A 13,982-nucleotide genomic window follows, 5' to 3' on the forward strand; every position below is an offset into this window, starting at 1 on the left:
CTCGCCGGAGGAGGCTCAGACCGACCCCGTACGTATGCCTGCCAAGAGGTTCGCGACGGCACCAGGCGTGGTGGTCAGGACCGTACCGGGGCTGTCGCTTTCACGGAGGTGGAGGGCGGTGGGGGAGGTGGCTAGTTCGACGCAGGTGTTGCCCTCGCCGCCTCCGGAGAACGTGGACTTCTGCCAGCGCAGGGCATGGTTCATGAGCGGCTCACAGCTCCTTCGTCATGCGGTGGATGAAATCCCGTGACGCGCTGGGGTCCAACGACGCCTTCTCCACCTTACGGAAGAGTGTTCGGAGCCGTTTCAGCTGTGCTTCCGCATCGATGAACAGGGTGCCGGTGGGAGCGTCACGCAGCACGGTGTCGAGCTGGGGCAGCCGCCCGCCCACGTACATCATCGAGGCGTCGGCCCCGGCGAAGCCGTCCTGGTCTGTGGGGATGACACGTACGGAGGGGTGACCCTGCTCGATCCGGTCGAGGATGCAACGGAGTTGCGCGAGAGACGTCCGTCGGTCGGCCACACGGACGCGCAGGGCGAACTCGTGGACGATCGTCTCGTACGGGGCCGGGTGGTCACCCCCGATGGCCGATTGTCGGCGCATCCTGTGTTCAACCCGGGGTGCGAGTTCGCTCTCGGGCAGTTCCGGGCGCATGTAACTGAACACTGCCCGGGCGTAGTCGGGGGTCTGGAGCAGCCCGGGAACGTAGGTGATGACCACTTCCTGCAGGTGCGTCGCATGGTGCTCCGCCTCGGCCACGTCCAGGTTCACCTGGGGTAGTACGCCCCGGTACTCCTCCCACCAGCCCCGAGTGCGGTCCGTTGCCATCGCCACGAGGGCCGTGAGCAACCCCTCGTCCGTGCAGGCGCAGTGTGCTGCCAGCCTGCGTAGCCGCTCCTCGCTGATCCCCGAACTGCCCGCTTCGATCTGGCTGATGTGAGCCGAGCTGATGCCGAGGAGCCCGGCCACATCCTTGGCCGACTTGCCGGCGGCGTCCCGTAGTTTCCGCAGCTCGGCGCCCAGACGCATCTGCCGTGCCGTGGGCTGGTTCCGCATGGTCATCCGAGTAACTGCCTCTCCGGGGCTCCACGTTCGAGGGACAGATTACGGGAGGCAGTTGCGGGGGTATTAATTTCTACCCTACTGTCAGTGACGCAACCTTCACGCTGCGGAAGCGCACCACGCCGTCCTGCCATGACGGCTGCGGCACTGCCACCGCCCCCCGACCCACCCGGAGCTGACCCATGTCCGACCCCTGGGAGTACTCCCTCTCCATCCCCAACGACCCCAGAGCCGTCACCGTCTGCCGCCGTACCCTCCGCCTGATCCTGACCCTGCACGGCCTGATCCGCCTCGCCGACACCGCGGAGCTCATCGCATCGGAGTTGGTCTCCAACGCCGTACTGCACACGAAGGGTCCTGCGGCGCTGCGGGTGTGCTGGGCGGGGGGAGTCCTGCAGATCGGGGCGTGGGACACCGACCCTGAACCCCCGGAGCCGCCGGACCACCCGGACGAGCTGACGGAAGCCGAGAACGGCCGGGGGCTGACCCTCACGCGCGCGTGCGCCGACGTATGGGGCTGGCAGCCCATGTCGAACCAAGGAAGCGGGGGCAAGTTGGTCTGGTGTGACCTGCTGACGGCGTAGCTCGTTGATCACATCGGACAGAAAGGAGAGCCGATGGTCGGCTCGTCGCACGAGGCGCTGCACCGGATCTTCCAGAAGGACCCCGCGCTCCTCACCCACGCGCTCCAGCAGGTGTTACACATCCCCTTCCCCGAGCCGCACGACTTCGCCGCCATGAACGTCGACCTCACCGAGATCGAGCCCGTCGAGCGCCGGGTGGACACACTCCTGCGGGCCGAGACCGACGAGGGGCCGTACCTCCTGGTCGTGGAGTCGCAGGGCAAGCCGGACGAGCGCAAGCGCGGGAGCTGGCCGTACTGCCTCAGCTACCTCTACGAGAAGTACCGCTGCGCGCCGGTGCTCATCGTCGTGACCCAGAGCAGCGCCACGGCTCGCTGGGCGGCCCGGCCCATCCACCTCGGGGTGCCGGGCGCGCCCTCGCTGACAGTGCGTCCGTTCGTTCTCGGACCGGACAACGTCCCCGTGATCGCGGACGAGCGGGAGGCGGTGCGCGACCCGGCTCTCGCGGTGCTCTCGGCGATGACACACGGCCGCGGACCGAAGGCCGCGGGCATACTGGAATCCCTGGTGGCCGCCCTGAAGACCCTCGACGCGGACACCGCCGCGGTCTTCGTGCAGTTCGTCGACTCGTGCCTGGCGGATCCCCAGGCCCAGCAGATGTGGAGGGACCTCGTGACGACGATGCAGTACTTCTGGCGCCACCCGCTCGCCGAGGAGGTACGGGAACAGGGACGGGAAGAAGGACGGGAAGAAGGACGGGTCAAGAAGGGTGTCGAGATGACCCTCAACATCCTTCAATGGCGCGGTATCCCGGTGCCCGATGCCGTTCGCTCCCGGGTGGAGACGTGTACCGACGAGCAACTACTCGAACGCTGGGCTCGACGCGCCATGGACGTGAACAACGCGGAGGGGCTGTTCGATGACGAAGGTTCCGGACGTCGCTGCTGACACGCACGGCGACAAGCGGACACCTTGGCGGCTGCCCGAGTTTGATTCTCCGGCTTTTCTACTGGCGGCGGATCGAGGTGCCGGCCTCCGTCATGCAGGGACTGCTGGAAACCGAAGACCTCGCCCAGCTCCAGGTCTGGCGGGAGCGTGCGTATCACGTCACCGCTCCAGAGGACTTGTTCGCCGCCGAGTAGTCGGTGGCTGACGGGGCTGGACCCGCCCATGGCTCCAGCCCCGGCCCGCTGCTCGAACTACTCCGAAGCCTTCTCCTCCGGCACAGGCAACGGCGGCGCCGCCGTTGCCGCAGGCCTCAGCCACAGCCACACCAGGAAGAAGATCCCCAGCGCCAGCATCCCCACCCCCGTCCAGAGGTTGATGTTGATCCCCTGGGCCTTGTCGATGTCGGCGTCGCTGTCGGTGAGGCCAGTGATGACCAGGATGACGCCGTACAGGACGAACAGGCCGCCGATGATGCGGCGCAGGTCGAAGATGCGGGCCGCGGTCGCGGACTTCTCCTCCAGTGCGGTGACCTCCCGCTGGACGTCGGCGTCGGAGTACCCCGCCCGCCGCAGTCGCTCGGCCGCCTCGGCGCGCTCGTCGGGTTCGAATTGCTCAGCCATGGTTCTTCCATCCTCCCGCGATACTCAGCGGCGGGCTCAGAACGAGAACGGGATGTAGCAGGCCGCCGCCAGGATCACCGCGCCCCACCCCAGCAGCGCCGGCTTCCGGTACCAGGCGTCGTCCCCCGCGGCCGGCGGCTCGGCCATGCCGGGGGAGCGGGTGCCGTAGACCAGGCCCTGGAGGTCCTTCTCCGGCTTCGGTGCCGTGAACAGCGACACCGCCACCATCACCACCGCGCCCGCGACGAAGCCCGCGATCGCGGAGACGAAGTTCGCGCCCTGGTCGGAGGGGATGGAGATGATGTCCCGCTTGTAGAGGACGAAGTAGTTGATCATCGCGGCCGTGGTGCCCGCGAGCAGGCCCCAGAATCCCGACTTCATCGACGCCCGCTTCCAGAACATGCCGACGATGAAGACGACGAACATCGGCACGTTGAAGAAGCTGAACAGCGTCTGGAGGTAGCTCATGATGTTCGAGAACGAGGACGCCAGGAACGCCGTACCCACCGATGCCGCGACGCCGATCGCCGTGATCAGGCGGCCGAAGCGGACGTAGTACCCGTCCTCCCGGCCCCGCACCACGTACTTCGCCCAGATGTCCGTCGTGAACACCGTGTTGAAGGACGAGACGTTGGCCGCCATACCGGCCATGAACGCCGCCAGCAGACCCGTCACCGCGATGCCCAGCACCCCGTTCGGCAACAGTTGCGACATCAGATAGGGAATCGCGTCGTTGTACTGCAGATCCGAGCCCGACGTCCCGATCTTCGGCACCAGCACCGCCGCCACCAGCCCCGGGATCATCACCAGGAAGACGATGAAGATCTTCGGGTACGCCGCGATCAGCGGCGTCCGCTGCGCCGCCGACAGGTTCTTCGCCGACAGCGCCCGCTGCACCTCCGCGAAGTTCGTCGTCCAGTAGCCGAACGAGAGAACGAACCCGAGGCCCAGCACGATCGTCAGCCAGTTCGCGCCCAGCGGGTTGTCGCTGCCGATGCCGGTGCCGCCCCACGCGGTGACGAAGTCGTCCCCGTGGGTCTTCGTCAACGAGTCCGACAGGCCGTCCCAGCCGTTCACCCTCTTCAGACCGAGCACGGACAGCGGGATCAGTGCCGCCAGGATCACGAAGAACTGGAGCACCTCGTTGTAGATCGCCGAGGACAGGCCGCCCAGCGTGATGTACGCGAGGACGAAGAAGCCGGCGACGACGATCGCGACCCACTGGGGCCAGCCCAGCAGGGCTTCCACCACGATCGCCAGCGCGTACAGGTTCACCCCCGCGATCAGGATCGCCGCGAACGCGAAGAGCAGTGAGCTCAGCAGGTGGGCCGCCTTGTCGAAGCGCAGCAGCAGGAACTCGGGGACCGAGCGGACCTTGCTGCCGTAGTAGAACGGCATCATCACCAGGCCGAGGAAGACCATCGCCGGGATGGCGCCGATCCAGTACCAGTGGACCGTGTAGGCGCCGTACTGCGCGCTGTTGGCGGCCATGCCGAGGATCTCGGTGGCGGCGAGGTTGGCCGAGATGAAGGCCAGGCCGGTGATCCAGGCGGGCAGCGAGCGGCCGGAGAGGAAGAAGTCGAGGCTGGTCTTCACCGAGCGGCGGGCGGCGAAGCCGATGCCCAGGACCACGACGAAGTAGATCCCGAGGATCGTGTAGTCGAGCCAGTTCGTAGGGAGTCGCAGCTCTGCCGCGAGAAGGGGCGCGCGCTCTGTCGCAAGATCGCTTGCGAGGTATGTGGGGGGTCGCATGCACTGCTCGCTTCTTTTGGTGTTCTTTGTTTGATTGTGATGGTGACGAGCGTGGGTCTTTGTGGTTTGATGTGTTCGGTTCTGTTGAGTGAGTTGAGTGCCTTGAACGGTGCAGGGATGGGGAGTCCGGCGTGAAGAAGACTTCGACCCGGCTGGCCGACGGTCGTGAGCTGATCTACTTCGACCTGAAGGACGACTCGCTGCGCGACGCGGTGGACCGGCGTCCCCTGGAGCGGACCGTCACCACGTCTGAGGTACGCCGCGACCCGCTGCTCGGCGATTCCGTCGCCATCGCCTCGCACCGGCAGGGGCGCACCTACCACCCGCCGGCCGACGAATGCCCGCTGTGCCCCTCCCAGGGCGACCGGCTCAGCGAGATCCCGGACTCGTCGTACGACGCCGTCGTCTTCGAGAACCGTTTCCCCTCCCTCGCGGGTGACTCCGGCCGCTGCGAGGTCGTCTGCTTCACCTCCGACCACAACGCGGCCTTCGCCGACCTCACCGAGGAGCAGGCGCGACTGGTGCTCGACGCCTGGACGGACCGTACGTCCGAGCTGTCGCATCTGCCCTCCGTGGAACAGGTGTTCTGCTTCGAGAACCGCGGCGCCGAGATCGGCGTGACCCTGGGCCACCCGCACGGGCAGATCTACGCCTACCCCTTCACCACCCCCCGCACCGCCCTGATGCTGCGCCAGCTGGCCGCCCACAAGGACGCCACCGGAGGGGAGAACCTCTTCGACGCCGTCCTGGAGCGTGAACTCGCCGACGAGCGGGTCGTCCTGGAGGGTGAACACTGGGTGGCATTCGTGCCATACGCGGCGCACTGGCCGTACGAGGTGCACCTGTACCCGAAGCGCCGTGTGCCCGACCTGCTCGGCCTCGACGAGGAGGCGCGCACCGAGTTCCCCAAGGTCTACCTGGAGCTCTTGAGGCGCTTCGACCGTATTTTCGGCGAGGGTGAGCCTCCGACGCCGTACATCGCCGCCTGGCACCAGGCGCCGTTCGGCCAGTTGGAGGAGTTCGACGGCGTCAACCGCGACGACTTCGCGCTCCACCTCGAGCTTTTCACCATCCGCCGCACTTCCGGCAAGCTGAAGTTCCTCGCGGGTTCCGAATCCGGCATGAACGTGTTCATCAACGACGTGCCGCCGGAGCGCGCGGCCGAGCGACTGCGAGAGGTAGCGAGTTCATGAGCGGGAAGTATCTGGTCACGGGCGGTGCGGGGTACGTCGGCAGTGTGGTCGCCCAGCACCTGCTGGAGGCGGGAGACGAGGTCGTCGTCCTCGACAACCTCTCCACCGGCTTCCGCGAGGGCGTCCCGGCAGGTGCCTCCTTCATCGAGGGCGACATCCGCGACGCCGCGAAGTGGCTCGACTCCTCCTTCGACGCGGTTCTGCACTTCGCCGCGTTCTCGCAGGTCGGCGAGTCGGTCGTGAAGCCCGAGAAGTACTGGGACAACAACGTCGCCGGCACGATGGCCCTCCTCGGCGCCATGCGCGAGGCCGGCGTGCGCAAGCTCGTCTTCTCCTCCACGGCCGCCACCTACGGCGAACCGGAGCAGGTCCCCATCGTGGAGACCGCCCCGACCAAGCCGACCAACCCCTACGGCGCCTCCAAGCTCGCCGTCGACCACATGATCACCGGCGAGGCCGCGGCCCACGGCCTGGGCGCGGTCTCCCTGCGCTACTTCAACGTGGCCGGCGCCTACGGCACGCAGGGCGAGCGCCACGACCCCGAGTCCCACCTCATCCCCCTCGTCCTCCAGGTCGCCCAGGGCCGCCGCGACGCCATCTCCGTCTACGGCGACGACTACCCGACCCCCGACGGCACCTGCGTACGCGACTACATCCACGTCGCAGACCTGGCCGAGGCCCACCTGCTCGCGCTCAAGGCCGCGCAGCCCGGCGAGCACCTCATCTGCAACCTCGGCAACGGCAACGGCTTCTCCGTCCGCGAGGTCATCGAGACCGTCCGCCAGGTCACCGGCCACCCGATCCCCGAGGTCGCGGCCCCACGCCGGGGCGGCGACCCGGCGGTCCTGGTCGCCTCGGCCGCCACCGCCCGCGAGAAGCTGGGCTGGAACCCGTCCCGCGCGGACCTCGCGGGTATCGTCGCGGACGCGTGGGAGTTCGCGCAGCACATCGCAAGGGAGCAGTAGTGGCGGCACAGCAGCAGGTCCGGGCCGGCTTCGTGGAGCTGTACGGAGCCGAGCCCGAGGGCGTCTGGTCGGCGCCGGGCCGGGTCAACCTGATCGGCGAGCACACCGACTACAACGACGGCTTCGTGATGCCGTTCGCGCTGCCGCACACCGCGGTCGCGGCCGTCTCCCGCCGCGGCGACGGCGTCCTGCGGCTGCACTCCTCCGACGTCGACGGTGGCGTGGTCGAGCTGCGGCTGGACGAGCTGGCGCCGGAGTCCGACCGGAACTGGACCGCCTACCCGGCGGGTGTCGTGTGGGCCCTGCGCGAGGCGGGCCACCCGGTCACCGGCGCGGACGTCCACCTGACCTCGACGGTCCCGGCCGGGGCGGGCCTGTCCTCGTCCGCGGCGCTCGAGGTCGTGATCGCGCTCGCCCTGAACGACCTCTACGACCTCGGCCTGCAGCGCTGGCAGCTGGCCCGCCTGTGTCAGCGCGCCGAGAACGTCTACGTAGGCGCCCCCACCGGGATCATGGACCAGACCGCGTCCGCCTGCTGCGAGGCCGGGCACGCCCTGTTCCTCGACACCCGTGACCTGTCCCAGAAGCAGATCCCCTTCGACCTGGCCGCCGAGGGCATGCGCCTGCTGGTCGTCGACACCCAGGTCAAGCACGCCCACAGCGACGGCGAGTACGGCAAGCGCCGCGCCGGCTGCGAGAAGGGCGCCGCCCTCCTCGGTGTCGACGCCCTCCGCGACATCCCCTACGCCGACCTGGACGCGGCCCTGGCCCGCCTGGGCGACGAGGAGGAGGTCCGCCGTCTGGTCCGCCACGTGGTGACGGAGGACGAGCGGGTGGAACGGGTCGTGACGCTCCTTGAGGCGGGCGACAGCAGGGCGATCGGCCAGGTCCTCACCGAGGGCCACGCCTCCCTCCGCGACGACTTCCGCATCTCCTGCCCCGAGCTCGACCTCGTCGTCGACACCGCCCTCGCCTCCGGCGCCCTCGGCGCCCGCATGACCGGCGGCGGCTTCGGCGGCTCCGCGATCGTCCTCGCCGAGGCGGCCGACGTCGACACCATCACCAAGGCCGTCGAGGAGGCCTTCGCCACGGCCGGCTTCACGGCCCCGCGCGTGTTCGAGGCGGTGCCTTCCGCGGGGGCGCGGCGGGTGAGCTGAGCGGTTCCGACACGTTCGTCAGCCCCGCACGGACGTGCGGGGCTGACGGTCTTTCGGGGGAGCGGGGCCGCTGAAGGACGAGGAGGTCGTCGCGCCCCGGGCGACATCCCCCGGTTCAACGAACGTGACGCCGCTCCGCACGCCCGCCGCCGCGCCGGGCAGACCATCGAACGGCTGTGTGCGGGCCGGTGCTGCCCGCGGTGGCGCCGCCCACCACGTCTCCGGCCCCGTCCGTCACACCTGGGCAGCGACCCCTCGCCCACGGCTCTCGCCGGAGCCCCAGCCGCCGCCACCCGCCGCCCCGCTCAGCCCAGCCGCTTCGTCAGCGTGTACTCCGTGTGCCCCGGTGGATAGTCCTCGATGACGCACACCACCTCGTACCCCTGCCGCTTGTAGAAGTCGGGGGCCTGGAAGTCCCAGGTCTCCAGGCGGCAGTGGGTGCACCCCCGCTCCTCGGACGCGAGGTGTTCCGCCTCGGCGAGGAGGCGGGTGCCCAGGCCGGTGCCACGGTGGGGGGTGTCGACCCAGAGGTAGGTGACGTGGAGCCAGGTGGTCCAGGTGTGGCCGACCAGGCCTCCGGCGAGATCGCCGCTGTCGGTCAAGGCCCAGATGTGGAGGGGAAGTTCGCGCTCGGCCGGGGTGCCGCGCAGGGCGCGCAGGACGGGGGAGGCGGCCGTGTTCGTGGCCAGGAGCCGCGAGCGGAGAAGATCGCGCCGGGTCTTGTCGACTTCTGTCTCAATACGAAACATGCGGCACACCATAAACGCGCTGGACGGCCAGTTCTGCAAATCGACTTCCGCTCCTGCCGCCCAGCCGTACTCTGATGAACAGCACCGGTGGGGGCCGGTGCTGATCAGGGGGCGAGACAAGTCGGGTACGGCGCCCGCAGTGGGGGTAGCAGTGTCCGCATGGCGGCGGCCGTGCGGTGGCGACCCCACGGGGCGTCGTATCCGCGCCGGTCGTCGTTCTCCGGACCTGGGTATCCCCTGCTCTGTCAGGAGCTTGGGGAAGGGGGTTTCATGGTTCGCATCCGAGTCCTGGTCGTCGACGACCACCGCATCTTCGCCGAGTCGCTCGCCGCGGCCCTGGCCGCCGAGCCGGACGTCGACGTGTCCGCCGCCGGCAGTGGCCCGGCCGCGCTGCGCAGCCTGGAGCGCGCTGCGGCCGAGGGGCGCCGGTTCGACGTCCTGCTCGTCGACGCCGATCTGGGCGGCCGGCTGCCCGGGAACCGGCCTGCGGTGCCGGTGCCGGACGTGGGGGAGGACGGGGTGGTCGACGGGATCTCCCTCGTCGCCGGAGTCCGCTCCGCACAACCCGCCGTACGGATCGTCGTCCTCGCCGAGAAGGACGATCCCCGGCGGGCGGCCCTCGCCCTGCAGGCCGGGGCGTCCGGGTGGGTGGCGAAGGACTGCTCCCTGTCGCGGCTGCTCAACGTCATCCGGGGTGTGCTGCGGGACGAGACGCATCTGCCGCCCGCACTGCTCACCGGCGTCCTGCGCGAGCTGACCGCCGCCCGCAAGCACCGCACGGAGAGCGAGCGGCTCGTGGAGTCGCTGACACCCCGCGAGCGTGAGGTGCTGCGGTGCATGGTCGCCGGGCTCGGCCGCAAGGCGGTCGCCGAGCGCCTGTTCCTCTCCCCGCACACCGTCCGCACCCATATGCAGAACGTGCTGGGCAAACTCGGCGTGCACTCCACCCTCGCCGCCGTCGCGCTGGCCCGCCGCGCCGGGGTGGGTCCGGTCGACCTAGCCGGGGATGTTGTCGAACGGGGCGGTCAGCTGGCGTAGCAGGCCGGCCAGCTCGCCGCGCTGGGCCCGGGAGAGCTCGGCGAGGATCGCGCGCTCCTGGTCCAGAAGGCCGGCGAGGGCCTGGTCGGCGCGGTCGCGGCCCTCCTCCGTCAGGCGGACCAGCACACCGCGCCGGTCGCTCGGATCGGGCAGGCGCTCCACCAGCCCCTTCTTCGCCAGGCGGTCGATGCGGTTCGTCATCGTGCCCGAAGTGACGAGCGTCTGCGTGAGAAGTTGACCGGGTGAGAGCTGGTACGGCGATCCCGCGCGCCTGAGCGCGGTCAGGACGTCGAACTCCCAGGGCTCCAGCTGATGCTCGGAGAACGCCAGACGACGTGCGCGGTCCAGATGCCGGGCCAGTCTGCTGACCCGGCTGAGCACCTCGAGCGGTTCCACGTCGAGGTCCGGGCGCTCCCGGCGCCACGCAGCGACCAGCCGATCGACCTCGTCCTCCATGACGATCAGTGTAGTGGTTGTGTCGACATGAAGTCTCTTGACGTCAAGAGACTTTGGAAGGAGGCTGGACGGGACCCGACCTCGCCCCCGGCGACTTCCGAGGGAGGCACCACCATGCCCGCTCCCGTCTGGGATCCCGCCCAGTACCTGCGACACGCCGACCATCGCGCCCGCCCCTTCGCCGACCTCCTGGCCCGTGTCCCGGACCTCCCCGGTGACCCGCCCCGCATCGCCGACCTCGGCTGCGGCCCCGGCAACGTCACCGCCCACCTCGCCGACCGCTGGCCCACCGCCCGCATCACCGGCTACGACAACTCCCCGCAGATGCTCCAGCGGGCACAGGCCTACGCCGGCCCCACCCCGGGCGGCGGACACCTCGACTTCGCCCACGCCGACGCCGCCACCTGGGCGCCCCCACAGACGTACGACCTGATCGTGTCGAACGCCGTGCTCCAGTGGGTCGACGGGCACCTCGACGCCTTCCCCGCCTGGCTCGACGCCCTCGCCCCCGGCGGGGTCCTCGCCTTCCAGGTCCCCCACAACATCGACGCGCCCCTGCACGCCCTCATGCGCGAGCTCGCCGGCACCGCCCGCTGGAAGGACCGGCTCGCCACTGTCCTGCGCCGGGGGGACTCCGTGCACGCGCCCGGCGTCTACCTCGACCGGCTCGCCCGCCTCGGCTGCGGGACGGACGTGTGGGAGACCACGTACCACCACGTCCTGCCGGGCGACGACCCCGTCCTCGACTGGGTCAAGGGCACCGGCCTGCGCCCCGTCCTCACCGCACTCGCCGACGACCCCGAGGCCCGCGACGCCTTCGTCACCGAATACCGCGACCTGCTCCGCGAGGCCTACCCGGTAACCGACCACGGCACGGTCCTGCCGTTCCGCCGTCTTTTCGCCGTGGCCCGGAAGGAAACCTGATGCTCACCGCCGTCGACCACGTCCAGCTCGCCGTCCCATCCGGCACCGAGGACCTCATGCGCCGCTTCTACGTCGACGCCCTCGGCATGACGGAGATCCCGAAGCCACCCGCGCTCGCCGCCCGGGGAGGCTGCTGGTTCCAGGCGGACGGCGTGCACCTGCATCTGGGCGTCGAGACCGACTTCCGCCCGGCGAAGAAGGCGCACCCGGGGCTCAGGGTCACCGGCATCGAGACCTACGCCGCCCGCCTGCGCGGACACGGCGTGACGGTCGTCTGGGACGGCGACCTCCCCGGCCACCGGCGTTTCTACGCCGAGGACCCGGTGGGCAACCGGCTGGAGTTCCTGGAGCCCGCCCACGAGGTTTGAGTGGCACCGGTCGGGTCACTCGCTGTGACGACACCGAAAGTCAACGAGTGGGAGTGATCGACGGTGGCACACGAGCAGAAGTCCCAGGCGAAGACCGAGCAGGCCAAGGGCAAGGTCAAGGAGGCCGCGGGCCGGGCCGTGGGCAACGAGAGGCTGGAAGCCGAGGGCCGCGCCGACCAGGCCAAGGGCGACGCGCGCCAGTCCAAGGAGAAGGCGAAGGACGTCTTCCGGCACTGACGCCCGAAAGCCCGAGTGGGCCCCCGTCCGACGGACGGGGGCCCACTCGCGTGCTCAGCTCTTCCGGCGCCCGATCAGGTGCGGCTTCGCCTCCAGCCCGTCCAGACCGTTCCACGCCAGGTTCACCAGATGCGCCGCGACCTCCGCCTTCTTCGGGCGGCGCACGTCCAGCCACCACTGGCCGGTCAGGGCGACCATGCCCACCAGGGCCTGGGCGTAGAGCGGCGCGAGCTTCGGATCGAAGCCGCGGCTCTTGAACTCGCGGCCCAGGATGTCCTCCACCTGGGTGGCGATGTCGGAGATCAAGGACGCGAAGGAACCCGTCGACTGGGGGATGGGGGAGTCACGGACCAGGATGCGGAATCCGTCCGTGTACTCCTCGATGTAGTCCAGGAGCGCGAAGGCGGCCTGCTCGCACAGCTCCCGGGGGTGGCCGGCCGTGAGGGAGCTGGTGACCATCTCCAGCAGGCGTCGCATCTCACGGTCGACGACGACCGCGTAGAGGCCCTCCTTGCCGCCGAAGTGCTCGTACACCACCGGCTTGGACACCCCGGCCTTCGCCGCGATCTCCTCCACCGACGTGCCCTCGAAGCCTTTCGCCGCGAACAGCGTGCGGCCGATCTCCAGCAGCTGCTGGCGACGCTCCGCCCCGGTCATCCGGGTGCGACGCGCACGCCGCGGCTTCTCATTGCTCGGGGTGCTGCTGGAGTCGGTCGCCACGGCGTCAATCATGCCGCCTCGGCCGTCTCCTTCCGGCGCGGGGAGCCGCCTTCCGCGGTGTTCCGGCGCGAATCGATACGCGAGCGTGACGGCCAGCGCACGTCGTACGCCCAGCCGAACATCTCGAAGACGCGGATGAAGCGCGCCGAGGAGTCCACCTGGCCGCGCTCCACCCCGTGCCGTGCCGCCGTCGGGTCCGCGTGGTGCAGGTTGTGCCAGGACTCGCCGCACGACAGGACCGCCAGCCACCACACGTTGCCCGAGCGGTCCCGCGACTTGAACGGCCGCTTGCCGACCGCGTGACAGATCGAGTTGATCGACCACGTGACGTGGTGCAGCAGGGCCACCCGCACCAGGGAGCCCCAGAAGAACCCGGTGAACGCGCCCCACCAGGACATCGTCACCAGGCCGCCGATCAGCGCGGGCAGGGCGAGGGACAGGGCCGCCCACAGGATGAACTGGCGGGAGATCATCCGGATCGCCTTGTCCTTGATCAGGTCCGGCGCGTACTTCTCCTGCGGGGTCTGCTCCTCATCGAACATCCAGGCGATGTGCGCCCACCACAGGCCCTTCATCAGGGCCGGAACCGTCTCACCGAACCGCCACGGAGAGTGCGGGTCACCCTCCGCGTCCGAGAACTTGTGATGCTTGCGGTGGTCCGCCACCCAGCGCACCAGCGGCCCCTCGACCGCCATCGACCCCATGATCGCCAGCGCGATCCGCAGGGGCCGCTTGGCCTTGAAGGAACCGTGCGTGAAGTACCGGTGGAAACCGATCGTGATGCCGTGGCAGCCCAGGAAGTAGAAGAAGACCAGCAGACCGAGGTCCAGCCAGCTGACCCCCCACCCCCACGCCAGCGGCACCGCCGCCAGCAGCGCGAGGAACGGGACGGTGATGAAGAGCAGAAGGGTGATCTGCTCGATCGAGCGTTTCTGCTCCCCACCCAGCGTGGCGGAGGGCATGGCCGCGTCGCCGCTCGCCTTCTGGGCGTCTTGGATCACGTCGGAACTTGTGGTCATGGGCGTCCCCTGTGGGGTCGAGGGTTGTGAGAGATACCGGGTACACGGGCCGGGTGGGAGTCGAGCGGGACTCACCTACGGTTCCGTAACCTACGGCGTCGTAAGTATGGCAGCGTGACGCCCCGCGGCAAGAGCCCGAAGGACTGCGCGTCCGGACCGACCCATATCCTGGGAGTCGGTCGGACAGCG

17 protein-coding genes are annotated in these 13,982 nt (G+C 69.5%); 9 read left to right on the top strand and 8 right to left on the bottom strand.

Translation table 11 applies throughout. The features are described from left to right. Window positions 1-15: 15 nt before the first annotated feature. Window positions 16-204 carry a DUF397 domain-containing protein gene (locus IG99_RS24040; protein WP_037677007.1) on the bottom strand — a complete coding sequence of 63 codons (189 nt, stop codon included), beginning with the start codon at window positions 202-204 and terminating at the stop codon, window positions 16-18. 7 nt (window positions 205-211) lie between these two features. Continuing rightward, entirely contained in the window at window positions 212-1,063 is an 852-nt protein-coding gene (locus IG99_RS24045) for a helix-turn-helix domain-containing protein (RefSeq protein ID WP_037677010.1), read from the bottom strand. A 182-nt stretch (window positions 1,064-1,245) separates the two neighbouring features. On the opposite strand from IG99_RS24045, the gene IG99_RS24050 reads away from it, so the two are divergent. After that, window positions 1,246-1,647, top strand: a complete 402-nt coding sequence (locus IG99_RS24050; protein ID WP_037677012.1) for an ATP-binding protein — start codon at window positions 1,246-1,248, stop codon at window positions 1,645-1,647. A gap of 33 nt (window positions 1,648-1,680) precedes the next feature. Continuing rightward, a complete protein-coding gene (locus tag IG99_RS24055; RefSeq protein ID WP_037677014.1) occupies window positions 1,681-2,595 on the top strand; it encodes a hypothetical protein in 915 nt (304 codons plus the stop codon). Between the two features lie 251 nt (window positions 2,596-2,846). On the opposite strand, the gene IG99_RS24060 is transcribed toward IG99_RS24055, so the two are convergent. After that, window positions 2,847-3,215, bottom strand: a complete 369-nt coding sequence (locus IG99_RS24060; RefSeq protein WP_037677016.1) for a hypothetical protein — start codon at window positions 3,213-3,215, stop codon at window positions 2,847-2,849. A 36-nt stretch (window positions 3,216-3,251) separates the two neighbouring features. Further along, a complete protein-coding gene (locus tag IG99_RS24065; protein ID WP_037677019.1) occupies window positions 3,252-4,967 on the bottom strand; it encodes a sodium:solute symporter family protein in 1,716 nt (571 codons plus the stop codon). A gap of 131 nt (window positions 4,968-5,098) precedes the next feature. Here IG99_RS24065 and galT point away from each other — a divergent pair, with 131 nt between their 5' ends. The 3 genes from galT to galK are packed head-to-tail and all read left to right on the top strand — an operon-like array spanning window position 5,099 to window position 8,282. Further along, on the top strand, window positions 5,099-6,160 hold the full coding sequence (gene galT / locus IG99_RS24070) for a galactose-1-phosphate uridylyltransferase (protein WP_037677020.1): 1,062 nt from the start codon (window positions 5,099-5,101) through the stop codon (window positions 6,158-6,160). Further along, window positions 6,157-7,125, top strand: coding sequence for a UDP-glucose 4-epimerase GalE (gene galE, locus IG99_RS24075; protein ID WP_037677022.1), 969 nt, complete (start codon window positions 6,157-6,159; stop codon window positions 7,123-7,125). The genes galT and galE overlap by 4 nt, the downstream gene beginning before the upstream one ends. After that, window positions 7,125-8,282 (top strand): galactokinase, encoded by a 1,158-nt coding sequence (gene galK / locus IG99_RS24080; protein ID WP_037677023.1) that lies wholly within the window; start codon window positions 7,125-7,127, stop codon window positions 8,280-8,282. Before galE ends, galK begins: the two co-directional genes overlap by 1 nt. A gap of 305 nt (window positions 8,283-8,587) precedes the next feature. Here the strand turns inward: galK and IG99_RS24085 are convergent, their stop codons facing one another. Next, window positions 8,588-9,031, bottom strand: a complete 444-nt coding sequence (locus IG99_RS24085; protein WP_037677260.1) for a GNAT family N-acetyltransferase — start codon at window positions 9,029-9,031, stop codon at window positions 8,588-8,590. Between the two features lie 270 nt (window positions 9,032-9,301). Between IG99_RS24085 and IG99_RS24090 the strand changes: the two genes are divergently transcribed. Beyond that, window positions 9,302-10,069 carry a LuxR C-terminal-related transcriptional regulator gene (locus IG99_RS24090; protein ID WP_037677025.1) on the top strand — a complete coding sequence of 256 codons (768 nt, stop codon included), beginning with the start codon at window positions 9,302-9,304 and terminating at the stop codon, window positions 10,067-10,069. Here IG99_RS24090 and tamR read toward each other — a convergent pair. After that, window positions 10,028-10,525 carry a MarR family transcriptional regulator TamR gene (gene tamR / locus IG99_RS24095; RefSeq protein ID WP_037677027.1) on the bottom strand — a complete coding sequence of 166 codons (498 nt, stop codon included), beginning with the start codon at window positions 10,523-10,525 and terminating at the stop codon, window positions 10,028-10,030. The genes IG99_RS24090 and tamR overlap by 42 nt on opposite strands. A 114-nt stretch (window positions 10,526-10,639) precedes the next feature. Between tamR and IG99_RS24100 the strand changes: the two genes are divergently transcribed. From IG99_RS24100 to IG99_RS45750, 3 genes are all read left to right on the top strand, one after another. Further along, the gene (locus IG99_RS24100) at window positions 10,640-11,449 is read left to right on the top strand and encodes a trans-aconitate 2-methyltransferase (protein WP_037677030.1); all 810 of its coding nucleotides are present in this window, start codon (window positions 10,640-10,642) and stop codon (window positions 11,447-11,449) included. Then, a complete protein-coding gene (locus IG99_RS24105; protein WP_037677032.1) occupies window positions 11,449-11,817 on the top strand; it encodes a VOC family protein in 369 nt (122 codons plus the stop codon). The genes IG99_RS24100 and IG99_RS24105 overlap by 1 nt, the downstream gene beginning before the upstream one ends. A 63-nt stretch (window positions 11,818-11,880) precedes the next feature. After that, window positions 11,881-12,054 (top strand): CsbD family protein, encoded by a 174-nt coding sequence (locus IG99_RS45750; protein WP_078947870.1) that lies wholly within the window; start codon window positions 11,881-11,883, stop codon window positions 12,052-12,054. Window positions 12,055-12,108: 54 nt separating this feature from the next. On the opposite strand, the gene IG99_RS24110 is transcribed toward IG99_RS45750, so the two are convergent. Next, on the bottom strand, window positions 12,109-12,786 hold the full coding sequence (locus tag IG99_RS24110; protein WP_037677034.1) for a TetR/AcrR family transcriptional regulator: 678 nt from the start codon (window positions 12,784-12,786) through the stop codon (window positions 12,109-12,111). Further along, window positions 12,783-13,793 (bottom strand): acyl-CoA desaturase, encoded by a 1,011-nt coding sequence (locus IG99_RS24115; protein ID WP_037677036.1) that lies wholly within the window; start codon window positions 13,791-13,793, stop codon window positions 12,783-12,785. Before IG99_RS24115 ends, IG99_RS24110 begins: the two co-directional genes overlap by 4 nt. Window positions 13,794-13,982: the final 189 nt, after the last annotated feature.

Origin of the sequence: Streptomyces griseus subsp. griseus, from assembly GCF_000720255.1 — a bacterium.
Lineage (GTDB): Bacteria > Actinomycetota > Actinomycetes > Streptomycetales > Streptomycetaceae > Streptomyces > Streptomyces griseus_I.